The following is a 23,472-nucleotide window of genomic DNA, read 5'->3' as shown; positions in this document are numbered from 1 at the left end:
GGTTAATATCATGAAAATGCCGTCCAAATTCAAGACGTATTGTCCGTTCTGCAGGAGCCATCAGGTTCACGAGGTTGTGAAGGTGAAGAGGGGCAAAGTGCGTCACTTCAACTGGATCGACCGCCAGAAGGCACGCAGGAGCACGGTTGGCAACATGGGGAAGTTCAGCAAGGTTCCTGGCGGCGACAAACCGACAAAGAGGACCAATGTCAAGTACCGGTGCACGGTCTGTGGAAAGTCCCATCTCCGCCCAGGGGTCAGGATCGGCAAATTTGAGCTTACGGAGTGAGAATGACATGGTCAGGGTAAGCAGAGAGAACAGGAGCACGTTCCTGAGGGTAAAGTGCCCCGACTGCGAGAACGAGCAACTCGTCTTTGAGCGGGCAAGCACCGTTGTTGAGTGCAACGTCTGCGGGCGGGTTCTTGCAGAGCCCCGTGGCGGAAAAGCCGATATAAAGGCTGAGGTTGTTGCAGTCGTTGAGTGAGTGTTCCATGCACGAGAGAGAGTGGCCCGAGGAAGGAGAACTTGTTGTCTGCACCGTCTCTGACGTCAAGGACTTTGCGGCGTTCGTGACCCTCGATGAGTACAAAGGCCGTAGAGGGCTCATACCGATCTCCGAGATTGCGCGGGGCTGGATTAAGTACATCCGGGACTACGTACGTGAAGGACAGAAGGTCGTCTGTAAGGTCCTGAACGTGGACCCAGAACGCGGTCACATCGATCTCTCGTTAAAAGACGTGAACGAGCACCAGCGGCGCGAGAAGATTCACGAGTGGAAGAACGAACAGAAAGCCGCAAAATGGATCGGGTTTGCCGCGGAGGCTGCCGGGGTGGACAGGGTTGTCATCGAAGAGGCCATATACCATGAATACGGCCAGTTATACCCTGCATTTGAAGAGATCGTCGCTACCAGCGGTGAGGCTGCAGAGAGGTTGAACCTGGATGAACCTGTGAAAAAAGCACTCATCAACGTCGCAAACGAGAACGTGAAAATCCCGCGCGTGACGATCAGCGGCTACCTCGTACTGACAACACCGCGGCCTGACGGTGTCAACGTGATCCGCCGGGCTCTCCGAAGTGCGCAACCGAAGATAGATAACGTTGATATCGACCTGGTCTACGTCGGTGCCCCGACGTACCGGATAAAGGTGACTGCACCGGACTATAAGGAGGCCGAGAAGGCGATCGAGAGGGCGGCGAACGCTGCAATCGGCGTGGTTGAAAGAGCAGGCGGCACCGGCAAGTTTGTCCGGAAACAGAAGACCGGGTAGGTTTTCATCATATGAACAGTCGCATTCGCCGCTGCCCACACGAGGGGAGATATACCCTCTCAACCGTCTGCCCGGTCTGCGGTAGGCGATGCGGGCCGGCTCATCCGGCACGTTTTTCACCACAGGATAGGTACGGGTATTACAGAAGGATGCTGCGCAGATGGAAGACGTCACAGTAACCTTTACGAGAGATGAGGAGATCGAGGCCTCTGTCCTGATCGAGGGGCTGCCCGGTATAGGACATGTTGGAAAACTTGTTGCCGAGCATCTGATTCATGAACTTGAGGCCGAGAAGATCGGGGAGATCACTTCGATCTATTTTCCGCCCCAGGTGGTGGTCGATGAGCGTGGCGTCACATCTCTTGTCAACAACGAGATCTACCGCTGCGAGAAGAACGGCCAGGCAATCCTATTCCTTGTGGGTGATTTTCAGAGCACCTCGGCCGAAGGCCATTATATCCTGACCGAATGTTATCTGGACATCGCACAGGACCTTGGGGTGCGGCGGATATACACACTCGGGGGCTACGGTGTCGGCCACCTGGTCGAGAGCCCGAGGGTGCTTGCCGCAGTAAATACGGAGAGCCTCCTGCCAGAGGTCGAGAGCGCCGGGGGATCGTTTGAGGGCGGCGGGATGATCGTTGGAGCTTCAGGCCTTCTGCTCGGCCTTGGCCTTGCACGGGGCATAGAGGGTGTCTGCCTGATGGGCGAGACGAGCGGCTATATTGTCGATCCAAGGAGCGCCGACAACCTTCTCACAGTGCTCTCCCGCCTCATCGGGATCGAGGTTGACCACACCCTGCTGCAGCAGCGTGCCGAAGAAATGGAGCGGATCATAGCAAAGATCCAGGAAACCGAAGAGGCCAGAGGTCGGGAAGACCTGACCTATATCGGCTAATTTTCTTTGCAGATTCGCAAAAAACGGATTCATCATCTCCCCTGGCCTGGCAACCTGAGGGACATGACCAGGTACACTATCTTACCATCTCCGGTGGGTAGCCGTTGCTGTAGCCACAGGCCGCACCAGGGTCTTTCCGGACTTTTTACCTCTCACATCTGCCCAGGCGGACCGCCGGGATGATCGCCTCAGAGAGGTGGCGCCAGTCCGCTGTCAGTTAGGCCTCCGCATGCAGGGGGTCCTGGCAGACGCCTCCCACCGAACAGGTCCCTATTTCTGCAGTTCGTTCGGGGTGCCAGCGAAAGACCCGGGCCCCGGATCTCCATGATATTGTTGAAACGCAACCGTTCGTGACTGCCAAGGAGGCTTATGAACAGGACCGCCCATTTCCGGGCCAATAGTGGTGATGCTACCCTCGAAGGGATCGAAACCTATTCCATCGCCACACTTTTTCATACTCGTTATTAATATAGACCAGGTAGTATTATACCACATAAATTATAATGTTTGTGTAAGCAATTGAGCGGAGGTGAATCAGAATGTGTAATCCGGTTCATCAACACGGTCACGGATGCTCCTGCCAGGGACCATGCGGATGGATGCAGTCGCTCACGGTCGAGGAGGAGATCGCTATGCTGGAAGCCCAGAAGACGCGGATGCAGGTCATGATCGATATGATAGACCGAAGGATCGAGAGCCTGAAGAAGAGGGCCTGAGGTAGATCTTTCGTATGAAAATGACCCCCGATTTTCATCCGGTATGCCTGTAGCCCTGACGGGCATCATGTGGTTTTTTAGTGTAGTCCGTGTCCAGCAGTGGACAGGGCAATTGCGTCCCGTCTCAGGCACTGCCTACGGCGCACCCCCTGCCTTAAAGATCCGCTGAGATATCTGAATAAAACGGTATCCACTGGCAATACAGATCTACTCAAACGATCTTTCCTTCCATCGGATAAACCAGGAGATAGGGACGTTTCGCATCACCATCATTGAGACTGGAAATAGGGAATTCGATGGCAATATCTATCCAGGAAAGATTTGGTGGGGTGCGGCTCTCGCCTCAGGCCTCAGCAGTCATTTATCAAGGCCAAACGACCTGTCAATCTCAGCAGCCGCGGCCTCGATGTCTTCAATAACACGGAGAGCGTCTTTACGTAACTCCTGCACCAGCGACTGGAGGGAATGCCCGCGTAGATAGATCCGTTTCTTGTGGCGGTAGACGACACCGGCGTTTACAAGGTTTCTTATGTGGTGGTTAACACGCGAACTGGAGATGTTCAGGTCACGGGAGATCTTCTCCACCGATGCACCCTCTCCGGCACTCTGATAATAAAGGAGTGCGGCCAGGATCCGCCTGGCAACCTGATCAACATCTCTCCCCTCACCTATGCCGAGGCTGTTGAAGAGCCATTCCAGGTTTTCTTCCGCCCCTCTCCCCCTCGGTCTCTCGATCTGCCTGAACGTTATCTGCTTTGCAATTGGGGCCATCTTTCACTCATCTCTATCGTGCCCGGATCGTATAAACATATCCATAATATTAATATGATTTCGATAATTTTGATAAGGTTTAAATATTTACAGGGGTGTAAAATATTGATGTAAACATCCTCTAGAGGTGATAGAGGTATGGAAATTATCCCAATCGGAGAACGGGTGCTTATCAAGCCAATCAAGAAAGAAGAGGTTACAAAGAGTGGTATTTACATCCCCGAATCAGCACGCGAGACCAGAAAAGAGGGGGCTGTCATTGCGGTGGGCAAACGCGATGACGGAACAAACCTCCCACTAAAGCCAGGCGATCACGTTCTCTACGGTGGTTACAGTTCGGACACGTTTGAGATTGACTCTGAGACCTACGTCTTCGTCCCGTTTAAGGACATCCTGGCAAAGATTGAGTAAGGAGGTGAGAGTGTGGCATCGTCAAAACAGCTCATGTTCGATGAAGACGCCCGCAAAGCGATCCTTGCCGGAGTCAACAAAGTTGCAGACACTGTCAAGATCACGCTCGGCCCGAGAGGCAGGTATGTTGTGATCGACAAACCAACAAACCCCATCGTGACAAACGACGGTGTGACGATTGCAAAGGAGATCTCTCTACATGACAAGTTCGAGAATATCGGGGCGAAACTCGTAAAAGAGGTTGCCCAGAACACCCAGGACAAGACAGGTGATGGGACCACAACAGCAACCCTGCTCACACAGGCTATCCTCACGGGGGGACTGAAGAACATAGCCGCAGGGGCCAACCCCAACGATGTGAGGCGGGGCATCGAGGCCGCGGTCGGGGCGGTCGTTGAGTATATCCGGTCGACAAGCATCCCTGTCAGGGAGCGGGACAGGATCCTGCAGGTTGCTACAATCTCGGCCAACAACGACGAAGAGATCGGGAAACTTATCGCGGATGCGATGGACAAGGTAGGATACAGCGGGCTTATCACCGTTGAGGATGCAAAGAGCCTTGAGACCAGTCTCGACGTGGTCAGGGGGATGCAGTTTGACCAGGGTTACATCTCTCCATACATGATCACAGACCCGGAGAAGATGGTCTGCGAATACGAAGACCCCTACATCCTGATCACAGATCGTAAGATCACCTCACTCAAACAGATGCTCCCCATACTCGAGATCGCCGCACAGGACGGTAAACCGCTCCTGATAATCGCCGAGGACCTCGATGGCGAAGCTCAGGCAGCGCTCATTCTGAACATCATACGCGGTTCTCTCAAGGCCTGTGCGGTCAGGGCACCAGGGTTCGGGGATGATCGCAAGGAACTCCTGGAGGATATCGCCGTACTCACTGGTGCAACGGTTATATCCGAGGATAAGGGGATGAAACTGGAGAACGTATCCAGACAGGTCTTTGGTTCGGCCCACACTGTCAGGGTCGATGGAGAGAAGACCCTTATAGTCGGCGGCAAGGGTGACCGCAAGGCTCTCGAAGAGCGGATGCGCCTGATCGAGTCTCAGATAAATATTTCTGACTCAGAGTGGAAGAAAGACGAACTCCGGAAGAGGCTTGGAAACCTTGGTGGCGGGGTCGCGGTCATCAAGGTCGGGGCGGCAACCGAGACCGAACTTAAAGAGAAGAAGATGCGGATCGACGATGCCTTAAACGCCACCAAAGCTGCAGTCGAAGAGGGTGTTGTTGCCGGTGGTGGCGTCACACTCTTCCGCGCGATCGGGAACCTTGAGGCGCTGCAGTTCGACGACGATCGGAAGATTGGGGTCTCCATAGTTCGCCGGGCGCTGGAGGAACCCATCCGTCAGATCGCAGAGAACGCCGGTGTTGAAGGTGCCGAAGTCATCGCCACCGTTAGGGGGAGTGACGACCCAGCGTTCGGCTACAACGCAAAGACCGGTGAATACGAGGACCTGATAGAGAATGGCGTCATCGATCCCGCGAAGGTGGTCCGTCTTGCGCTTCAGAACGCCGCCTCCATCGCAGGGCTGATCCTCACGACGGAGGTCGCAATCACCGATTTCGACGAAGAGAAAGATACAAGGACAGCTGCGATCATAATCTGAGGCAAATTGTCCCTTTTTCCCCCCTCTCTGTTTTCACGCAGAGACAGACGTGGCAGTGGTTCCGGGTCTTGCCCATTCAGCCCACTGCCACGGGCAGTCCTTCTGCCTGCCAGGCGCTGATCCCACCCTCTATCTCGTAGACTTCACTGAACCCGGCCTCGCGCATCAGGCTGTGAACGCCTGCGCTCCGCCCTCCTCGCCGGCAGTATATAAGGTAGGTTCCGTTCGGATCGAGGTTATCGATCTGTTCAGCAAGGGTTGCCGAGTCTATGTTGATTGCGCCGGGGATGTGCCCGGCGGCAAACTCGTCCACTGTCCTGACATCGATTATGACAAATCCCGGGTCGTCTCTCATCTCTTCGATCATGGTGGCGGCCAGAGCAGGAGAGATCAGCCCCGGATTCGGGTCACCATGGCCCGGCGTGTTTCCCAGACAGGCGCAGGTGAGGGTTAGGCTGAGAACGACAAGAACCAGCGGTGGGAGACGGTGGTTATCTACCATACACCCATATTCATCGGGAACGACAATAAAGGGGTTTCGGTCAACCAACCACAACCCGATTGGATATGGCGGCAGAAACATCCCTTTTTCCCGTTATCGGTTATACGATGATCCGTTCTTCACTATAGGGATCATCCAGGTGCACGGTCTGTAACGTCTCAGGTCGCTACATCGAGCTGCGCTTGTTCAAACCCCCGGAGCCACAGTTCTGCACAGGCTATCCGCCAGAACTCGGTGGAATAAGCGCTCTTTCCCGCGAGGAACTCCCGGTAGTTCCTGAGCACACGCTCTGCATCCCAGTAGGGCCTCCGGAGGAACTCCGGCGAGGAGAAGAGTTCAAGGACGCGGGGTGCGAGCTCACCCCTCATCCACACCTCCTCGGGGGTGACGAAACCCATCTTGTCGGTCCTGCAGCGAACAGCGTCAGCGACGAGGCCCCTGATCGCACTTCGAAGAACGTACTTTGTGATACCGTGGCGAATCTTCTGGTCGAGCGGGAGCGACGCGAGGTACTCCACCACCCGGTAATCCAGGAACGGAACACGGGCCTCGATCGAGAAAGCCATCGAGTTCCTGTCTTCCCAGTGCAGCAGTAGTGGGAGGTTGGAGACCGTGATCTCCCGTTTCAACACCTCATCGAGGGTTCCTGCGTAGCGGAGAACTTCCGGCGGAGACCCCAGGAGAAGGTCACGCCGCTCTGACCGGACAAGAACCTGACGGAACGCCCACCAGAAGAACGAACTGTGCAACCTCAAACTCCCGATAATCTCCCTGAGTGCAGCCAGGATCTCACCATGGCCGAGAAGGGTGCGGATATAGGGCACCAGATAAGCAATGTATCCTCCAAGTTGCTCATCTGCGCCCTGCCCGTCGAGAACCACCTTCACCTCATCCTGTGCAAGCCGCATCACGCAGTACTGAGCGTAGATCGAGAGAGATGCAAACGGCTCATCCTGCATGTAGAGTAACCGCTCGATATCCTCCCAGAGACCGTCCGTGCCGGGCGTCGTCCGGCGGTTCTCGACCCCGGTCGCAGCAACCACCGTATCGATGTAGCTGCTCTCATCAAACCTCTCGTCCTCAAAGCAGACCGAGAACGTCTTCTGCCGATCACCAACGCTCTCCGGGCTCTCTGCACGCAGTAGATGGTTGATGATGGCGGTTACAGTCGATGAATCGATCCCGCCAGATAGGCACGTCCCGACAGGAACGTCGCTCCTCAACCTGAGTCTGACTGCATCGGTCAGGAGATTCCGGAGTTCTCGTGCAGCGGCCTCGTCGTCGACCCCAACACCACGCGGGGTCGGGTTCATCTCAAAATCCCAGTAGCGCTCCGGATCTCCAACACCTTTCTCTGTGACCAGAAGCCTGTGTGCCGGAGGGAGCTGGAAGATGCCATCGTACATCGTCTCTGGAGTATGGTCGGCAACACCCCAGGCCAGAAATGTCAGAAGCATCCGGTCGTTCGGTCGTTTCCCGGCATCGGGGTGTGCACGGAGCGCCTTGATCTCCGAGGCAAAGAGGAACGAAACCCCGACCACTGTATAGTAAAAAGGCTTGATGCCCAGACGGTCGCGGGCGCAGAAGAGTTCACGCCGACGTCCGTCCCAGATAGCAAAAGCCCACATGCCGTTGAACCGCTGCAGGCAGTCTCTCCCCCACTCCTCGTAGGCATGGAGGATCACCTCCGTGTCGGTTGCTGAGAAGAAAGAGTGTCCTGCAGCCTGGAGTTCGCCCCGGAGTTCGCGGTAGTTGTAGATCTCGCCGTTGAAGACGACCCATATCGAGCCGTCCTCGTTTGCCATCGGTTGCCTCCCCTCATCAGAGAGGTCGATGATGGCAAGACGGCGGTGGGCGAGGCCGACCGGCCCCGAGCAGAAGCTTCCCTCCCCATCCGGCCCCCGATGGGCAAGTCTCTCTGCCATCGCAGCGATGAGGGCTGCATCTGCCTCTCCCCCGTCAAGGACAAACTGCCCGGCAATACCACACATACCAGGGATACCGGTAACTAACTATTACTTATCCGAAAAGGTCTTATTCAGCCCTGTACCGTTGATATCGCACGTGGGGCAGGAGGCAGATGAGCTGTCCACCACCCGGTACGCATCCGCCAGAACGGCAGAGTTTGCAAGCATACCCGCGATCAGGATCACCTCCAGAACCTCGGCCCGCGTCGCGCCTTTTGCCATCGCTGTCTGCATATGATACTCAACACAGTGGCTGCACTTGAGCGCTGCCCCCACCGCAAGGCTGATAAGTTCGATCACCTTCGGCTCGAGCTGGCTGGTCTCCGTGACAGCCCCCTTGTAAAGGAGGTGCGAGATGAGGATCTCTGGCCGTTCAGCCATCTTCTCAAAGATAAGGGGAACCTTGCCATATTCTCTCTCGATCTCCAGGAGGAGATCTTCCGCGAAGGCGTTTTGCCCACGTTCCATAATCCTTGCGAGTATCTTCTCAAAGTCCATCGCAACTACACCAATATCCTGGTTTCCGAGAAAGGTTTCACCCTGATCAATATGTAGTTGCGCATCCGCGACGGTGTAACCTCGGCGATATCCCCGACCGTGACGCCCTCGGTGACCTCAAGCGACCTGATCTCCGGAGCATAGTATTCGTAGGGGAGTTTCACCCTCAGTCCCTCCATCTGTACTGTCACCGGCGTCGGGTGCGTCAGTAGCGTGACCTCCGGGAGCTCCTCCTCGATGATCGTCATCAGACGTGGTGGAAAGACTGAGAGAGGATCCTTTGCAAGAACATCACGGCGTGCGTCCAGTACGCGCGAGACCTCGTCCACCAGCTCATCAAGTTTCGCGAGTTCCTCCGGGCGCTTGAACCGGTGCATGATCCTGCCGATGCCTCCGACATACCCTTCAACCGGCGGATCGATGATCCGCATCAAAGTCTCGCGGTCTGGAGCACCGGTCACCACGATTGGAACGTGGATCCCACGGCGGAGCACAGGGAACTTATGTTGTATGCACTCCTCAAAGTTGCCGAGCATGTATACAGCGAGATCGTGCTCGTTGATGACGTCGCGTTCCTCGTCGTTGAGGTTTGCAATCCGCTTCCCGAATCCTCTGGCAAGTCCAACCATATTGGTCTTTGCTCCTGAACGCCTCAGATACTCGGCGATATCGCAGGAGGTATGAGGTAGGTGGTGGATCTCAAGGCTCGGACTGACAACAGCGATCTCAGTCCCGACAAGGGGAGCCTCGGTCACCTGCCCGGCGAGAGGTTTGGCAACCGCACGTATCAGTTCGATGTCATCACGGGGCACAAACGACTGGAGCACGACGTCCTGGGCCATGACGTGTTTCTGCACCACGTAGCCACCGAGGTCATCGATCAGATCCATGATCTCGTCGTGCCGATAGACGCCCCCCTTGTAGGTCACAGGAACCAGCGTTGTCACAGAGTAACCCCCATCTTCTCAAAGAGCGGCATGACCCACCTCTCCACGACATCATCGGGAAGCGTATCCTCACTTGCAACATAGTAAAACTTCCCTTCCCGGATATACTGGCGACGGACCTTGAAACCTTCCGGAGCCATGTACTGCATCGCGTAGATGACATCTTTATGCAGCGTCTCGCTTGGATCAGCAACCACAACCTGCTCGAGGTCTTCTTCCCCCGCCATACCAGCCGGGAGGACTATGGTGAAACGATCAGGCTGTTCAACGTTCTCCTTGCCATAAATCTCCCAGAGCACCCTGAGCAGCGGCGCAAGATAGGTCTCATCGCCAATATCGAGGACTATCTCGGTATCGCCACGTTTGACGTTTGCAAAGTCGCCAAGATAGATTGCGCGTGGCATGTGGCGCAGGACGCCCGCAGCAACGAAGATAGGGATCTTCGGGTCGACGTAGATATGCAATCGATCGATCACCTTGATGAGATCCAGATCCTGGAGGACATCGCCTGCGACACGCTCGTAGGCCCTCCTCCCGACATCGTCCGGCGACTCTACAACGAAGTAGTTCAGCGGAGGCATCTACTCCCCTTCAATGAACCCTGAAGCAAGCAGGGCAGAGCCAACCGCACCGATATACTGTGAGTGTGGCGGAACAACGACCTTTACCTGCAGGAGATCGCCCATAGCGTGAACCAGACCCTCGATCAGGGATGTGCCGCCGACCATGATAACCGGTTCCTTGATATCGATCTCCTGCAACTGCTGCTCGAACACCTGTTCCGCCACGCTGTGACAGGCCGCGGCCGCCACATCCTCACGGGAGCTCCCTGCGGCGAGCGCGTTCACCAGGCTCTGTGTCCCGAATACGATACAGTAACTGTTCATCGGGACGTTCTTTGACAGACCTTTCATGGCCAGGGGGCCGAGTTCGGTGATATCGACGCCAAGACGTTTTGCAGTCATCTCAAGGAACCGGCCGCTTGCCCCGGCGCAGATCCCGCCCATAGTAAACGTCCCGGGGATACCGTCTATCACGCTGATAGCCTTGTTGTCCATCCCGCCGATATCGATGACGGTTGAAGCGCCCCGCTGATGGTCAGCAAGGTAGACTGCGCCTTTCGAGTTCACTGTCAACTCCTCCTGGACCAGGTCGGCCCCGAAGTGCCTGCCGACCAGGAAACGCCCGTAACCGGTGGTTCCGATCGCCTGGATATCTTCACGGACAAGACCGGCCATCTCGAGCGCCTGGGCGACGACTCCCTCGGCACTCTTGATGACCTCGGTCGTTGGGAGCCAGCCGGTACCAATGATCTCGTTGTCCTTCATCACGGCGGCCTTTGTGGTGCTAGATCCAGAATCGATGCCCATCGTGATTCCGGTCTGCGCTTCGCGGGCAAGGAGCGCCCTCCGCCGGGCGATGGTGGTCAGCGCCTCCATCCGCGTGAGGAGCGTCCCTGCGGTAGTCCGCTCAGTGAAGGAGTAACTCACAACCGGCAGCCTGGAGTTCTCATGGATGTAGCGCCTGAGTTCGTTTCGGACGATCGCCGCCTCAGCGCACCGGAAACATGTGCCGATGAAGACCGCGTCGGCATCAACCTTCCCCTCCACCAGGGCCATGCCACGACCAATCATAAGTTTCAGATCAGCGCTCCGGACGTCCAGGCCGAATGCATCCACAGCCCGCTCAACGTCAGCTAACGCTATGTCAGGGAAGAAGACCTCCGCATCCACCGCCTCGGCGGCCCGGTAGATCTCGTTCTGGACACCACTGTACTCCGACCCGCAGGATAACTGCGCAATCCGCACCTTCCGGCTCACGCTTCAACCTCCTCTGGTAGACCATCAAGGAACTTCCTGACAGCCGCTACAAACCGGACGCCCTCTTCCTCGTCCCCGGGATAGTCCAGTTCCAGGATCGGGATACCACTCTGGCGCAGGGTAAAGAGGATCAACTCGTTGGTTCTGGCGCAGCCCATGCACCCGAACGCGAGATCGGCATCGTTGACGATGATTGCGGCCTCGGCCTCCTCGATGAGGGGGCCGTAGATTGCCATCCTCCCCCTGACACCTGAGGGCACCTCGACTGCCGCATACTTCAGGCCGCGCTTTGGTTCTTCGGGTGTGATCTGAAGGGGGGGGGAGTCGACCCCGGCGGTCTGTATCCGCTCCCGGATACCGAGGGCTGCACCGAGGGGTTTATGGCCAAACCTGGCCACCAGGTCGGACAGGATAAGGCTCGTTGCAGGGTAGATAAACACCTTTGCCATTGAATTCAGGGCTCCTCTAAGTTTATCAGGTCTTGTAATCGTTTTATATCGAGTTTTGGTCTTTTTTCGTGACCGGGAGGCACCGGTTCGGGCTCCTCGCCCTCCCCTCGTTCGAGTTCCTCAAGCCCACGGCTGATGTAGCGCAGAAGTCGAAACTCCCGCTCATGCCCGAGATAGCCAGGTCTCGCCCCGCCAAGGTTCGCCCGGCAACGTCTCGAATCCCCCGGCGGGAACCCCCTGTCTTTGACGAATATGTGGTCTGGATCGATGCTGCGGATGACCTTGATGAGTCTATCGACTGCATCCGCTTCACCGGTCACCTGCAGCCCAAAACAGGTCTCTTTGATGAGAACTCCCTCAGAAGCCTCATACGCCCGAAGCGCGAGTTCACCAGGCGTCATGCTGGGTGACTCGATGAAGACGTATTTGGTCACCGTCCCAGCATACCCCGGGGTGTATTCGGCCATCATTTAACCTCCCTTACATATACCGTCGAGCCTTCACGCAGTCCCGCCAGTTTCTCCGTATCGAGCACTTTACCGATGATGTTAGTTCCCGTGAGAGGCTCAGAGGTCGGACCAAATTCGGAGTTGGATGTTGTGCGGACGCCGACCATGCCCACCCCCCTGCGAGAGTCGTTCGTCATCGCGAGTATGAATGCCGGCACCTCACCTGTGGGGGTGTTCTCAGGTATGATCCCGACACTCTTCTCTATCTTTGGTTTGAAGAGGTAGACATCCTCAAAGATGAAGATAAGTGGCATCTTTCCGATAGCATGGTGTTTGAGCCCGGTCGCCTCACGAAATATCCTGACCGACCTTGGTGCGGCCTCATCATCAAGGCTGATGGCGATAACCCGCTCGGGTGGCTCGGTATCGACCCTGACCTCACCAGCAGCAAGAACCTCGAGTGTCGTCTCCGGACTCTGGCCGACCACGATGCGATCACCCCCGGCTACATTGGCGGTCAGGGAGATCCCCCGACTGGAGGCGACCTCTTTTGCCTCGTCCACCGCAAGACCGATGAGATCGAACCGTTCGGGCTCTGCCCTGATTGCCAGAATGTCACCTTCACCAGCAAACCGGGCGAGGTCGATGCCATGGACTACTCTACCCACAACGGTATGTACCGGACTTGGAGATACGCCCTGCGTATAGATGTAGACCGCCCCCGAAGATTTTCCCGACGTCCTGAGCGTGACCGTTCCCTCAAGCCTTGAACGCTGGAGTTCCATCGGGACAACTGTCGGGACGAGACGCGTATCGGTGATATAGGTACTGCTAGAACGATTAACCTTGAATCTACCATCCTGCACGGAAAGAAGGAAATGCTCAACACTCCTGGCGGTTGTGGTATCTATCTGCTCCTTGCTGAAACCCTGCACAGCCACCTCCAGATAGGAGATGATCCGCATCCCATCCTCAAGCGGGAAGGTTGCATCGTGGGTTATAACGGCGTGCGAGCGGTCGGCGCGCTGGAGCACGCGTTCGACCCCGGTTATCTGATCCCCCTCCCCGAACCGATCGATCACACCACGGCCTGTGACAACCCGGCCGATAACACCGCCCCCTCTCGAGGCACCGTGGTCGGCAACATGCCTGATGCGCGCAAAGATCAGATATGACCTGGAGGGAGCATAGCCGCCGCATCCCAGTATCACGTCTCCACGCTCGTAATGCCAGGGTTCTCGTGCCGGGTGGATATCGGACTTGAACGGGCCGAAAGCAGCGGCATAGCGATCCTGCCAGTGCAGGTGTAGCCGCCCCGCGATCTCTGGCTGAAGGAGACGGCTGGCTACCGCGGGATCCGACATCTCGACCACCAGATCTCCCGCTGTGGTGGTTAATCTGATCTCCGCTGACTCTGCCACATCCTCCTCCACCCTCGGACGTATGACGGCGACGCTGCAATGCCAGTCCCACCCCGGGAGAAGATCACCGAGAGACGATCCCTCCGGAACCTCAACGCGTTTGCCGTCCAGCTGGATCTCCATCAGACGCACCTCAGGTGGCTCCGGACCCTCCCATCACATTTCGCTCATCGTCGGTGAGGTGAGCGAGCACCTCTTCGGTCGGACCCATCTGGATGATCTTACCTCCTCTCATGAGAGCCACACGATCACAGACCCCCTGCACAAAATCCATATCATGGGAGACCACGATAAACGTCTCATCCATCTCTTCGCGGGCGTGGAGGATTGAGTGCTTCACATCGAGCTTTGTGATAGGATCCATCGTACCGGTCGGCTCGTCAAGGACGACAAGCCTGGGTTCGCGGATGAGCACCTGAGCGAGAGCCACACGATGCTTCTCCCCCTCCGAGAGCTGCCCGGGATAACGATCCAGGATCTCTCTGCTCTTTTCGGGTGTAAACCCGGCCATCCCCAGCGTGATGATCGCCTTTCTCATCGCCAGTTCCTTGGGGAATTCCAGACCAATGGCGTCAGTGAGGTTGTCCAGAACCGTTCTGTGCGGATATAAATCGTATTCCTGGTGGAGGAGCCCAATATAGGCCTTTGCCCGGCCACGGTTCTCGATACCGGGTTTCGTCATATCGATCCATTCGTCGCCGATTCGGATGTTCATCTCCCCGCTTGTGGGTTCAAGGATCCCGGCTATGATCCGGGAGAGGGTCGTCTTGCCGGCACCGCTCTTACCGATTATCCCGAAGATCTCCTTCTCATAGACATCAAAGGAGACGCCATTGACAGCCCGAACAACGCCACGGTCGATGGAAAGGTAACGCTTGACTATGTCACGGGCTACCAGGATCTTCTCGCCAACTTCAGCCACGCCGTGCTTCTCAACGTCGCTGTAGTTCTCCATAAACCTCTTTATCACACTCTGGGGATCTCCGATCTCCACGATCTCCCCGTTCTCAAGAAGGATCGCTCTGTCAGCGACCTCCTCGATGACGTGTGAGAAGTGCGACGTGACAACCATACTCATATCGTTGGCCTGCGCGCTCTCAATGAGCATCCGGTGGACGAGCGTGGCGGTCTCAGGGTCGAGAGTCCCGGTCGGTTCGTCAGCAAAAAGGAGGAAGGGATTTTTTGCAAGTTGCCGGGCAAGCACAACCCGTTGTTTTTCGCCGCCAGAGAGGTCCCTCGCGATATGCATCATCCGGTGTGAGAGTCTGACCTGGTCGATGAGGTCAGCTGCCCTGCTGATCGCCTTCTCGCTCGGGTAACCTATATCGTCAAGCGCCCGCAGAACGTTTTCTATCACCCTGTCGTCACCATAGAGCGCGAACGTACGCTGGAACATTATGGCGGTCCTTCGCATGATCCGGCGTTTCATCTGTGCGTTCTCTTCCAGCCAGAAGTCGACATCCACCGGTTTGAGTCCGCCGCCACAGGCAGGGCACGGTTTCCCTCGCTCACCAGCGGTACCGACATACTCACACCTATCGCAGGCTGCGATGTGGTAGATTACCGCACCTCCTGTGGGCGGCTGGTCGACACCCCGCATAAGGTGCATAAGAACCGTCTTACCAGCACCGCTTCGCCCTATAATGCCGACGGTTTCTCCCTCTGCCACCTCAAAATTGATATTTTTGAGCACGGTCGTTCCATTGAACTCCATGCAGAGGTCTTTTATGGTAACTAGTGGGGTCATCTCGAGGTCCTCGTTAAACTGATCTTTCTGTGGTATCATATTAGGGTTTATATTGTTGCACTTTGCTCCCGGTTGCCGGGGTGCCGGAGAGGAGTTCCGCCACGATACCGGGCACCTCACTGACGTTGCGGATCACCCGATCCACGTATGCGTAAAGGATATCTGGTTTCCGGTCAGACTGCTGCTCCGTGAGTATGGCGAGGTCTGCTTTCTGGAAGGCGTTCAAATCGTTTATGGCATCTCCTACCATCACAACTATCTCATATTGAGATTTCAGTTCTTCCACGATCCTCGCCTTCATCGATGGAGTGGCAACACCGTAGATCCGTTCCCTGGGGATTCCAAGATAATCCCCCATACGTTCCAGTTTCTCCAGTCTGTCGCCCGACGCGATGTATGCCGGTACGCCCATCCTGTGCAGTTCACTTATAGCCTCTCTCGCGCCTTCAAACGGTCTTCCGCCGGTTGTCACCGTGAACTCTATGCCAGGGAGATCCATGTTGAGGATCACGCCGCTGTTCATGGTAACGATAGACTCCTGCTTACAACTTGACCAGACCTCGCGGATGCACGCCTGCAGGTCGCTTACAAGAGCACGTTTGTCGCTGTAAAGAATTTCGGCGACCTCCTCAACGGGAATAACCCTCATGGAACAGGCGACACCAAAGCCGATCGAGTGCTCTGAGAGGAACTCTGAGAGGATCTGGTCTCCCGGCGCTTCCATGACATCACGTGAATGGAGATGTAGTACGACCAGGACACGAGCCTCGCCTCCAAACGTCAGTGTAGTGGTCTCGACCTCGGTCAGCATCTCGCCGCGGAGAATATCGCGCGCTACACGGTATGTCCGCAGAAGTGTGCCTGCACTATCAAAAACAACGGCTACCAACATCTAATCTCACGTCAATAAATCTATGTAATCCCGGGTCATCTCTTGAGTGAGGACTATGTTACTGAGTGAGACGGCAGCAAGCATAAAGAATATGGAGATCCGGGGCGCAGGCAGGATCGCCCGTGCAGCAGTGGAAGCACTGGCCGATTACGCGAGAAACCTTGACGTATCCGATCCTGGGAGGTTCAGGCAGGAGATGCAGAATGCGGCCAGGATCCTGATCGAGACGAGACCGACCGCCGTATCGCTCCCGAACGCTGTAAAGAGTGTGGTAAGGGCGCTGGATGAGTTTGAGTCGGTGGACGCCGCAAGAGAGGCTGTCCTTTCACGGGCGGCGGAGTTTATACAGCGCTCCGAGCATGCGGTTGAGCGGATAGCAGATATCGGAGCACGCCATATCTCCGATGGTGACGTCCTCCTTACCCACTGCAACTCCGAGGCAGCGCTCGGTTGCATCCTGAAAGCACACGGTCAGGGTAAGGAGATAGAGGTTTACGCGACGGAGGTCAGACCGCGGGACCAGGGTCTCATAACGATAAAGACCCTGAACGAGGCCGGGATCCCTACAAACTACATTGTCGACTCGGCAGTCCGCTACTTCATCAACGAGGTTGACATGGTCTTCGTCGGTGCCGATGCGATCGCGGTGAACGGGGCGGTGGTCAACAAGATCGGCACCGCCCAGATCGCGCTTGCGGCACATGAGGCAAGGACAAACTTTATCGTTGCCGCCGAGACCTACAAGTTTGCGCCGAGGACGATCCTGGGTGAGCTTATCGAGATAGAGGAGCGTGATCCTGCCGAGGTGCTAGCACGGGAGATCGCGGAAGAACTCCCGTATGTCAGGGTCCGGAACCCGGCTTTCGACGTTACACCTGCAGATTACATCGACCTCATTGTGACGGAACAGGGGGCGATCCCGCCGGAACTTGCGTTCACGGTGATCCGGGATTACCTTGGATGGACGATAGAGGAGTTACAGTAGGATCATCCGGATGGCGTGGTTGGGGACACCCGGCGAGATCGTTTGGAGGTACTTCTACCCGACAGAGAGTCGGGTGCAGCAGGGACGCTATCCCTGAGATCGAAGCCCTAAAGATTACACACGGCCGAATACCTGACTGGGCATGACCACCGCAAAATCGCCTGCCCCCCCTACAAAACTTCGAATATCTTCGTCGTTAACGCCAGGTATAACTACAGCCGATGCCATATCGCAGACCATGGACAGAAATGCCATCTGCCTGCTGCTTCTCGCGGGCATTATAGCGCTCGGTTGCATCGCTGCCGGATGCACCGGGACGGAAGGTACTGCACCTGTGAATTCCACCCATCCTGTCGGGCAGGTGACAGCAAGTCCAGAGGTGGTTGCAGAAAGCGTCGCCAACGTCACGGATGGGAACAACAGGTTTGCACTCGACCTCTACCGGCAGATCTCAAGCGACCCGGCATACGCCGACAGGAACATCTTCTTCTCCCCCTACAGCATCTCTTCTGCGCTCGCGATCACCTACGAGGGTGCCCGTGGCATAACCGCCGACGAGATCAGGTCGGTGCTCTGCCTCCCCATAGACGACACCGTTCGGCGGGAGGGGTTTGCCGCGCTCAACGCCGCCCTGAACCGGGGTAGCGACAACTACACCCTCCGCATTGCAAACGCCCTCTGGGCAGAGGAGACCTATCCCTTCCTCCCCGGCTACATCGAGGTGGCGGAACGCTGGTATGGGGCAAACGTCACGAACCTGGACTTCATAAGCGATCCCGAAGGCTCGCGGGAGACGATCAACCGCCACGTTGAAGGTGAGACCGAAGAGAGGATCCGCGACCTCCTCCCTCCGGGTTCGATCGACTCCATGACACGTCTTGTGATAACAAACGCGATCTACTTCAAGGGAACCTGGGTGAGAGAGTTTAACCCGGACGAGACGGTGGAGGAGGAGTTCCGGGTTTCACCTGACAGGGCTGTGAGCGTCCCGATGATGCGCAGGACCGATGAGGATGCCATCTATCCTTACACCGAGACCGATACCCTCCAGGTGCTCGAGATGCCCTACGCGCACGGGAACGAAACCGGGATATCCATGATAGTTCTACTCCCGAAGGACGGCAACCTGACGGCATTAGAGGGGGCACTGGATGCGGAGACGATTGAAGAACTCCGGGATTCGCTGGTCGAGCAGCGGGTCAGGGTTGTCTTCCCGAAGTTCAGGCTTGAGACCGACTACACCCTCAGCCAGATTCTCGCAGATATGGGTATGCCAACGGTCTTCTCCTATGATGCCGACCTCTCGGGGATGGACGGCACTGATATGCTCTTCGTCGATGAGGTCTACCATAAAGCCTTCGTGGATGTGAACGAGGAGGGCGCCGAGGCCGCGGCAGCGACAGCGGTCGTTGTGGACCTAAAGGGCGCGCCGGGGGGCGACACCACCCCTGTCTTCCGGGCGGATCACCCGTTCGTCTTCCTGATCGTCGAGAGGGATAACGGCACGATCCTCTTTGCGGGCCGGGTTGTGAACCCAGAGGGTCGGTGAGGATGGGCTATAGCCGACCCGGTTATAGCACCCATTTTTCCAATGAAAGAGGGCAGCAACAGGCTTGAGGAGGGAACGACCATAAAGAACGGCCTTTCATAGAAACTCCTTAACCCACTGGAGACGCGGTCCCACGCCACGGATTCTCATGATATTTTGCATCCTCTCCTGGTTACGGTGGATCAGGTAACGGGACGCCACCTGATAGAACAGTAACAGCCCTTCCAATCATGGTATGATGGTGAGGTAGGGGTGTGGATAGAACAGGGGGATGAGGTTATACCCGGGTGGCTGTTGCACTGACCTGGATGCGGTTGGCCTCCCATGATACCTCGTGCCCACTGCACCTCCATGAAGAGGCGCAAAGACCCTCTACCACAGGGCAACATCCACATACATTTAGTAAAGTATTGTTAACAATATGTTATAACAATTAGACGTATGCAATCCTCACCAACGATCAAACCCGGGAGGAGAGGACGAAAAATGGCAGGGGCCCCGTCCCTGGCTCTTGTAATAGCCGTCCTCACCATCTGCAGTGGTTGTAGCGCTGCAATGGATACCGGAGGGGACAGCACGAGCCTTCAGGATCAGGCCGATCTGCAGGCTGACCCCTCACACAGCAGCAGCGCCGAACCAGACTACGCGGTGGTTTTTCCCACCGACAGGGTCAACACGATGACGATCACGATCTCGCCGGAGAACTGGCAGAAGATGCTTGACAACATGACTGAACTCTACGGTGAATTTGGCGGGAGCACCGCCAGCGGTATGCCCGCCGGACAGGCGTTCCAGGGCGGCATACAACCGGATGGAGCGCGGGGTATGGGAAATACCGCTGATATCGATCCGGTCTACGTTCCTGCAAACATCTCGTTTGAAGATCAGGTATGGACCGACGTTGGTATCCGTTTCAAGGGTCAGATGTCGTTAGGGAGCACCTGGCGGGAGGGCTCATACAAGATCTCGTTCAAACTTAACTTCGATAAATTCGAGGACGAGAACCCGGCCATAAAGAACCAGCGGTTCTATGGGTTTGATGAACTCAACCTGCAGAGCGGTTATGGGGATAACTCGTTGATGAGGGATATGATCGTCCCCACCATCTTCAGGGAATCGGGTGTCCCGGCACCGCATACTGCGTTCTACCGCATCTACGTGGACTACGGAGAGGGACCGGTCTACTTTGGTCTCTACACCATGGTCGAGAGCGTTGAGGACACGGTCATAAAGACCCAATTTGAGGACGATTCGGGCAACCTTTATAAACCCGAGGGCACGGGAGCAACATTTGCACAGGGCACCTTAGACACCGAAAGTTTTGAGAAGAAGACCAACAAGGGCGACGAGAACTGGAGCGATGTCGAAGCACTCTACACCATCCTGAACTCCGACCTCCGAAAGACCAACCCAGCAGCCTGGCGAGCACAACTCGAGAGTGTGCTGTACGTCGATGAGTTCCTCCGCTGGCTCGCAACAAACACCGTTATCCAGAACTGGGACACCTACGGCAGCAACTGCAGGAATTTCTACCTCTACACAGACCCCACCGACGGCAGGATAGTCTGGATCCCCTGGGACAACAACTTTGCTCTCAACGGCAACATGGGCGGCGGATTGCAGGGCAATTTCGCAGCAAACGATAACATCGGCCGAATGAACGGATTCCCGGAGAACACCACCAGACAACTCGATCGGCAGCGTCCAGCAGACGTCCTCATGGCCGGGAACCTGACAGGAAGGGGTATTGAACAGGGGGCAGGCGGAGGTGGCATGGGCAGAACTCTCTCCCTGGATCTCGGGAGCGTCGGGGATAACTGGCCGTTGATACGCTACCTCGCCGACGATCCTGTGTATTTTGAGAAATACCGGGATTACCTGGAGATGGTCGTGACGACATCGTTCGAACCGACAAAGATGGAAGAGACATACCGTTACTACCACGCGCTGATATCCCCGTATGTGATCGGCGCCGAAGGTGAACAGCCCGGTTACACCAACCTGGACAGCCCTGAAGCCTTTGAGGCCTCCCTCGAGACGCTGATCGAGCACGCCTACGCCCGCCACGATGCGGTCATGGACTACCTTGCCACCGGGGAGGCAGCATAACGTGAATACTATATCGACGGCGGTTGCCTCAAAAGAGTTCCACTCCCCTCTCCATTTACGTCCCGATGCTGGTTATGAAACCGCAATGATGCGGGATCTTCCCTGCATCGTCCAGGATTTTGAGGGTATCGACCTTGCAGGGGTCGTCGAGACAAAAGCCAGGCTTCTATTCCGAGTTGAGAGCAAGTACCTGATGACGGCCGGAGAGTGCAGGCAACTGATAGGGATGATGTCTGATTCATACATGGTGATGGAGGTTCATAACACCAGGATGGGGGGCTACAGGACATGCTACTATGATGACAGCACCTTCACCACCTACCTGCAGCATCACAACGGTAAAGCCAACCGCTATAAACTGCGGTTACGCCATTATGAGTCCTCGGGGGAGACCTACCTGGAGGTGAAGAAGAAGACCAACAAAGGTTCCACCGAGAAATGGCGGATAGAGACTTCCTGGCCGCCGACAGGACTCACAGTTGAAGAGGAAGAGTTCCTGGAAATGGCCTTCCCATACGACCATCACCGGTTCAATCCTGTCCTCACGACCACCTATGAGAGACTCACCCTGGTATCGAAAGAATTCCCCGAGCGTGTAACCTTCGATACTGGCATATCGTTTGGAAACGGGCAGCAGAACATATCGTATCCCGGTATAGTCATCTGTGAGATCAAGCGTGAAAAGGGTCTACGAACAACTCCGGCGCAATCCGCCATACGTTCGATGGGTCTCCAGGAGAGAGCCTTCTCGAAGTACTGTACAGGCGTCTCGCTGCTGTATGACCGGCTGAAACATAACCGTTTCAAGCCGAACCTGCGCCTCCTCTCCAGACTCTCTACAGGGGGTAACCCAGCATGCTGATCAGCGACCTTGCGCTCTATGCCGCAGGGTTTATCCTCAACCTCCTTGCAGCGTTTGTCATCGTCAGGTTCATCTACTACCCCCGTGGCCGGAACAACAACTACGTCTTCACGTTCCTTGCCTTCAACGCGGTGATCTACTTCATCATGGGGTTGTTTACCAGCGTTGAGTTATCGATAGGTGCGGGTTTCGGGCTTTTTGCGCTCTTCTCGATCCTCCGATACAGGACCGAGACCGTCCCGATACGGGAGATGACCTACCTCTTCGTGATGGCGGTGTTACCCCTGCTGAACTCGGTTCTCTGGAGTTTTGCCCGATATGGCGAGATGCTGATCGCAAACATCCTGGTTATCCTGACGATCCTGGGTCTTGACAGGGCATGGGGATTCCGCAGGGAACAACACCAGATGGACGTGATCTATGAGAAGATCGACCTGATCCAGCACGAAAGAAAGGATGAGATGCTTGCTGACCTAAGGAGGCGAACCGGACTGAACGTCTCCGATGCCGAGGTATTGAGCATAAACTTCCTGCGCGACACCGCTGAAGTCAGGATCACCTACTCGAAGAACAACAGTTGACACCACGTTCCGGGAGAGGGGGCGGTTTTCTGACGGCCCCGGCTCACGCCGTCTCTTCAAGTCGCTCAACGACCGTCTTCTGGAGGTAGCCGATGATCGGCATATCCGAGCCAATCACCGCGTGCCGCCCGGAACCCGCCGCGGCAATTATCAGGAAGTCCCGGCCGTCAACCAGGATCGTGCACTCGTCCTGCCTCAAGTCGATCAATGAATCGTTCACCGGCGGCGTATTGAGAAGATCGATCACAGCCCCTCTGGCCTCGTAGATCGGGAGTTTGATCTCTGCATAGTCCTCCTTTTTGCGTACAACGACATACAACTCGATCTTCTTCTCAAGCGGTTTGATGGCAGCATAGTGTCTACAGAGGAACTCCGGGTTGTAACAGAGGACCACCATGCTCTTCTTAACCCGGCGAAACAGTGCTGAGATATGGTTCTCGATCGCCCAGTCGCTCCGGAGGATGAAGAAAGAGTCCGGAGGAAGACGCGGTTTGACCGAGAAGCTCTTCAGCGCCTCACGGGTCTCATCGAGGCTGCGGATGTAGTCATCCTTGAGCCGGTCAAAGACCAGATCGATGTCGAGAACGTAGTAGGAGGTGGGAGACCCATCTTCGACCCCGATAAAACCCCGGCGGGCAAGGTCGTTTAAGATCTCGTAGATCCGCCCCCTTGGGACTCCGCTGATCTCATGGAGGTCCCGTGCGGTCGCTTTCTGCAGCCCGACAAGCGTGGAATAGACGCGTGCCTCATATTCGTTCATCCCGAGTGCTCGCAGCGCCGTTACAACCTCAGCGGTCATTGCACCTCTGTTAGGTTGCAACACACTTATGAGTTGCGGGGAGAGATTATATACTCGACGAGAGAGGGTCGATATCTCGCGGCCAGAGCGTCTTTGACAGAGCAGCCATCATAAGGCCCGACATAAACCCTCCTTTCGCGAGAGTGGCTGTGCCCCGAGAGGTGGTGGCTGATCGGTAACAGAGCGCAGGAACGATACAGC

Annotated in this window: 25 protein-coding genes; 12 read left to right on the top strand and 13 right to left on the bottom strand. The window is 56.2% G+C overall.

From position 1 onward, the window contains the following. The first annotated feature begins 10 nt into the window (after positions 1-10). Genes QMC91_RS01450 through QMC91_RS01430 form a run of 5 tightly spaced genes read left to right on the top strand, consistent with a single transcriptional unit; the run spans position 11 to position 2,170 of the window. The gene (locus QMC91_RS01450) at positions 11-289 is read left to right on the top strand and encodes a 50S ribosomal protein L44e (RefSeq protein WP_300234314.1); all 279 of its coding nucleotides are present in this window, start codon (positions 11-13) and stop codon (positions 287-289) included. A 7-nt stretch (positions 290-296) separates the two neighbouring features. Beyond that, positions 297-485, top strand: a complete 189-nt coding sequence (locus QMC91_RS01445) for a 30S ribosomal protein S27e (protein ID WP_300234311.1) — start codon at positions 297-299, stop codon at positions 483-485. A 7-nt stretch (positions 486-492) separates the two neighbouring features. Continuing rightward, positions 493-1,272, top strand: a complete 780-nt coding sequence (locus QMC91_RS01440) for a translation initiation factor IF-2 subunit alpha (RefSeq protein WP_300234308.1) — start codon at positions 493-495, stop codon at positions 1,270-1,272. Between the two features lie 11 nt (positions 1,273-1,283). Further along, positions 1,284-1,451 (top strand): RNA-protein complex protein Nop10, encoded by a 168-nt coding sequence (locus QMC91_RS01435; protein ID WP_300234305.1) that lies wholly within the window; start codon positions 1,284-1,286, stop codon positions 1,449-1,451. Beyond that, positions 1,433-2,170: a proteasome assembly chaperone family protein gene (locus QMC91_RS01430; protein ID WP_300234303.1), complete on the top strand. Its 738-nt coding sequence runs from the start codon at positions 1,433-1,435 to the stop codon at positions 2,168-2,170. The genes QMC91_RS01435 and QMC91_RS01430 overlap by 19 nt, the downstream gene beginning before the upstream one ends. A gap of 1,073 nt (positions 2,171-3,243) precedes the next feature. On the opposite strand, the gene QMC91_RS01425 is transcribed toward QMC91_RS01430, so the two are convergent. Beyond that, positions 3,244-3,657 (bottom strand): winged helix-turn-helix domain-containing protein, encoded by a 414-nt coding sequence (locus QMC91_RS01425; RefSeq protein WP_300234299.1) that lies wholly within the window; start codon positions 3,655-3,657, stop codon positions 3,244-3,246. 138 nt (positions 3,658-3,795) lie between these two features. Between QMC91_RS01425 and groES the strand changes: the two genes are divergently transcribed. After that, positions 3,796-4,068 carry a co-chaperone GroES gene (gene groES / locus QMC91_RS01420; RefSeq protein ID WP_300234296.1) on the top strand — a complete coding sequence of 91 codons (273 nt, stop codon included), beginning with the start codon at positions 3,796-3,798 and terminating at the stop codon, positions 4,066-4,068. Positions 4,069-4,080: 12 nt separating this feature from the next. Next, positions 4,081-5,694: a chaperonin GroEL gene (gene groL / locus QMC91_RS01415; RefSeq protein ID WP_300234294.1), complete on the top strand. Its 1,614-nt coding sequence runs from the start codon at positions 4,081-4,083 to the stop codon at positions 5,692-5,694. Between the two features lie 76 nt (positions 5,695-5,770). Here the strand turns inward: groL and QMC91_RS01410 are convergent, their stop codons facing one another. From QMC91_RS01410 to QMC91_RS01360, 11 genes are all read right to left on the bottom strand, one after another. Next, positions 5,771-6,196 carry a rhodanese-like domain-containing protein gene (locus QMC91_RS01410; protein WP_300234291.1) on the bottom strand — a complete coding sequence of 142 codons (426 nt, stop codon included), beginning with the start codon at positions 6,194-6,196 and terminating at the stop codon, positions 5,771-5,773. A gap of 158 nt (positions 6,197-6,354) precedes the next feature. Further along, on the bottom strand, positions 6,355-8,187 hold the full coding sequence (gene asnB / locus QMC91_RS01405) for an asparagine synthase (glutamine-hydrolyzing) (RefSeq protein ID WP_300234288.1): 1,833 nt from the start codon (positions 8,185-8,187) through the stop codon (positions 6,355-6,357). A 24-nt stretch (positions 8,188-8,211) separates the two neighbouring features. Continuing rightward, on the bottom strand, positions 8,212-8,661 hold the full coding sequence (locus QMC91_RS01400; RefSeq protein ID WP_300234285.1) for a carboxymuconolactone decarboxylase family protein: 450 nt from the start codon (positions 8,659-8,661) through the stop codon (positions 8,212-8,214). Between the two features lie 5 nt (positions 8,662-8,666). Beyond that, entirely contained in the window at positions 8,667-9,608 is a 942-nt protein-coding gene (locus QMC91_RS01395; protein WP_300234282.1) for a methanogenesis marker 7 protein, read from the bottom strand. Beyond that, positions 9,605-10,189 carry a methanogenesis marker 17 protein gene (locus QMC91_RS01390; RefSeq protein ID WP_300234279.1) on the bottom strand — a complete coding sequence of 195 codons (585 nt, stop codon included), beginning with the start codon at positions 10,187-10,189 and terminating at the stop codon, positions 9,605-9,607. The genes QMC91_RS01395 and QMC91_RS01390 overlap by 4 nt, the downstream gene beginning before the upstream one ends. Continuing rightward, positions 10,190-11,428 (bottom strand): methanogenesis marker 15 protein, encoded by a 1,239-nt coding sequence (locus QMC91_RS01385; RefSeq protein WP_300234276.1) that lies wholly within the window; start codon positions 11,426-11,428, stop codon positions 10,190-10,192. Beyond that, a complete protein-coding gene (locus QMC91_RS01380) occupies positions 11,425-11,877 on the bottom strand; it encodes a methanogenesis marker 5 protein (protein WP_300234274.1) in 453 nt (150 codons plus the stop codon). The genes QMC91_RS01385 and QMC91_RS01380 overlap by 4 nt, the downstream gene beginning before the upstream one ends. Positions 11,878-11,882: 5 nt before the next feature. Continuing rightward, positions 11,883-12,344 carry a methanogenesis marker 6 protein gene (locus QMC91_RS01375; RefSeq protein ID WP_300234676.1) on the bottom strand — a complete coding sequence of 154 codons (462 nt, stop codon included), beginning with the start codon at positions 12,342-12,344 and terminating at the stop codon, positions 11,883-11,885. Beyond that, complete coding sequence (locus tag QMC91_RS01370) at positions 12,344-13,870, bottom strand: methanogenesis marker 3 protein (protein WP_300234271.1); 1,527 nt, start codon at positions 13,868-13,870, stop codon at positions 12,344-12,346. Before QMC91_RS01370 ends, QMC91_RS01375 begins: the two co-directional genes overlap by 1 nt. A 10-nt stretch (positions 13,871-13,880) precedes the next feature. Beyond that, positions 13,881-15,494, bottom strand: a complete 1,614-nt coding sequence (atwA, locus tag QMC91_RS01365) for a methyl coenzyme M reductase system, component A2 (protein ID WP_300234268.1) — start codon at positions 15,492-15,494, stop codon at positions 13,881-13,883. Between the two features lie 40 nt (positions 15,495-15,534). Then, positions 15,535-16,386, bottom strand: coding sequence for an HAD family hydrolase (locus QMC91_RS01360; protein ID WP_300234265.1), 852 nt, complete (start codon positions 16,384-16,386; stop codon positions 15,535-15,537). A 55-nt stretch (positions 16,387-16,441) separates the two neighbouring features. Between QMC91_RS01360 and QMC91_RS01355 the strand changes: the two genes are divergently transcribed. The 5 genes from QMC91_RS01355 to QMC91_RS01335 all read left to right on the top strand — a co-directional run bounded on the left by QMC91_RS01355 (position 16,442) and on the right by QMC91_RS01335 (position 22,472). Then, positions 16,442-17,371, top strand: coding sequence for a ribose 1,5-bisphosphate isomerase (locus QMC91_RS01355; protein ID WP_300234262.1), 930 nt, complete (start codon positions 16,442-16,444; stop codon positions 17,369-17,371). Between the two features lie 238 nt (positions 17,372-17,609). Continuing rightward, positions 17,610-18,920: a serpin family protein gene (locus QMC91_RS01350; RefSeq protein ID WP_300234259.1), complete on the top strand. Its 1,311-nt coding sequence runs from the start codon at positions 17,610-17,612 to the stop codon at positions 18,918-18,920. Between the two features lie 486 nt (positions 18,921-19,406). Then, positions 19,407-21,029 (top strand): CotH kinase family protein, encoded by a 1,623-nt coding sequence (locus QMC91_RS01345; protein WP_300234256.1) that lies wholly within the window; start codon positions 19,407-19,409, stop codon positions 21,027-21,029. Positions 21,030-21,114: 85 nt separating this feature from the next. Then, positions 21,115-21,891, top strand: coding sequence for a polyphosphate polymerase domain-containing protein (locus tag QMC91_RS01340; protein ID WP_300234253.1), 777 nt, complete (start codon positions 21,115-21,117; stop codon positions 21,889-21,891). Continuing rightward, positions 21,885-22,472: a DUF4956 domain-containing protein gene (locus tag QMC91_RS01335; RefSeq protein WP_300234250.1), complete on the top strand. Its 588-nt coding sequence runs from the start codon at positions 21,885-21,887 to the stop codon at positions 22,470-22,472. The genes QMC91_RS01340 and QMC91_RS01335 overlap by 7 nt, the downstream gene beginning before the upstream one ends. Before the next feature lie 43 nt (positions 22,473-22,515). On the opposite strand, the gene QMC91_RS01330 is transcribed toward QMC91_RS01335, so the two are convergent. Then, complete coding sequence (locus QMC91_RS01330) at positions 22,516-23,271, bottom strand: TrmB family transcriptional regulator (protein WP_300234247.1); 756 nt, start codon at positions 23,269-23,271, stop codon at positions 22,516-22,518. Between the last annotated feature and the right edge of the window lie 201 nt (positions 23,272-23,472).

The organism is Methanoculleus sp. (genome assembly GCF_030019085.1).
GTDB lineage: Archaea > Halobacteriota > Methanomicrobia > Methanomicrobiales > Methanoculleaceae > Methanoculleus.
Note: the sequence above shows the minus strand (reverse complement) of the source record. Positions and strands in the feature narration are given on the sequence as shown.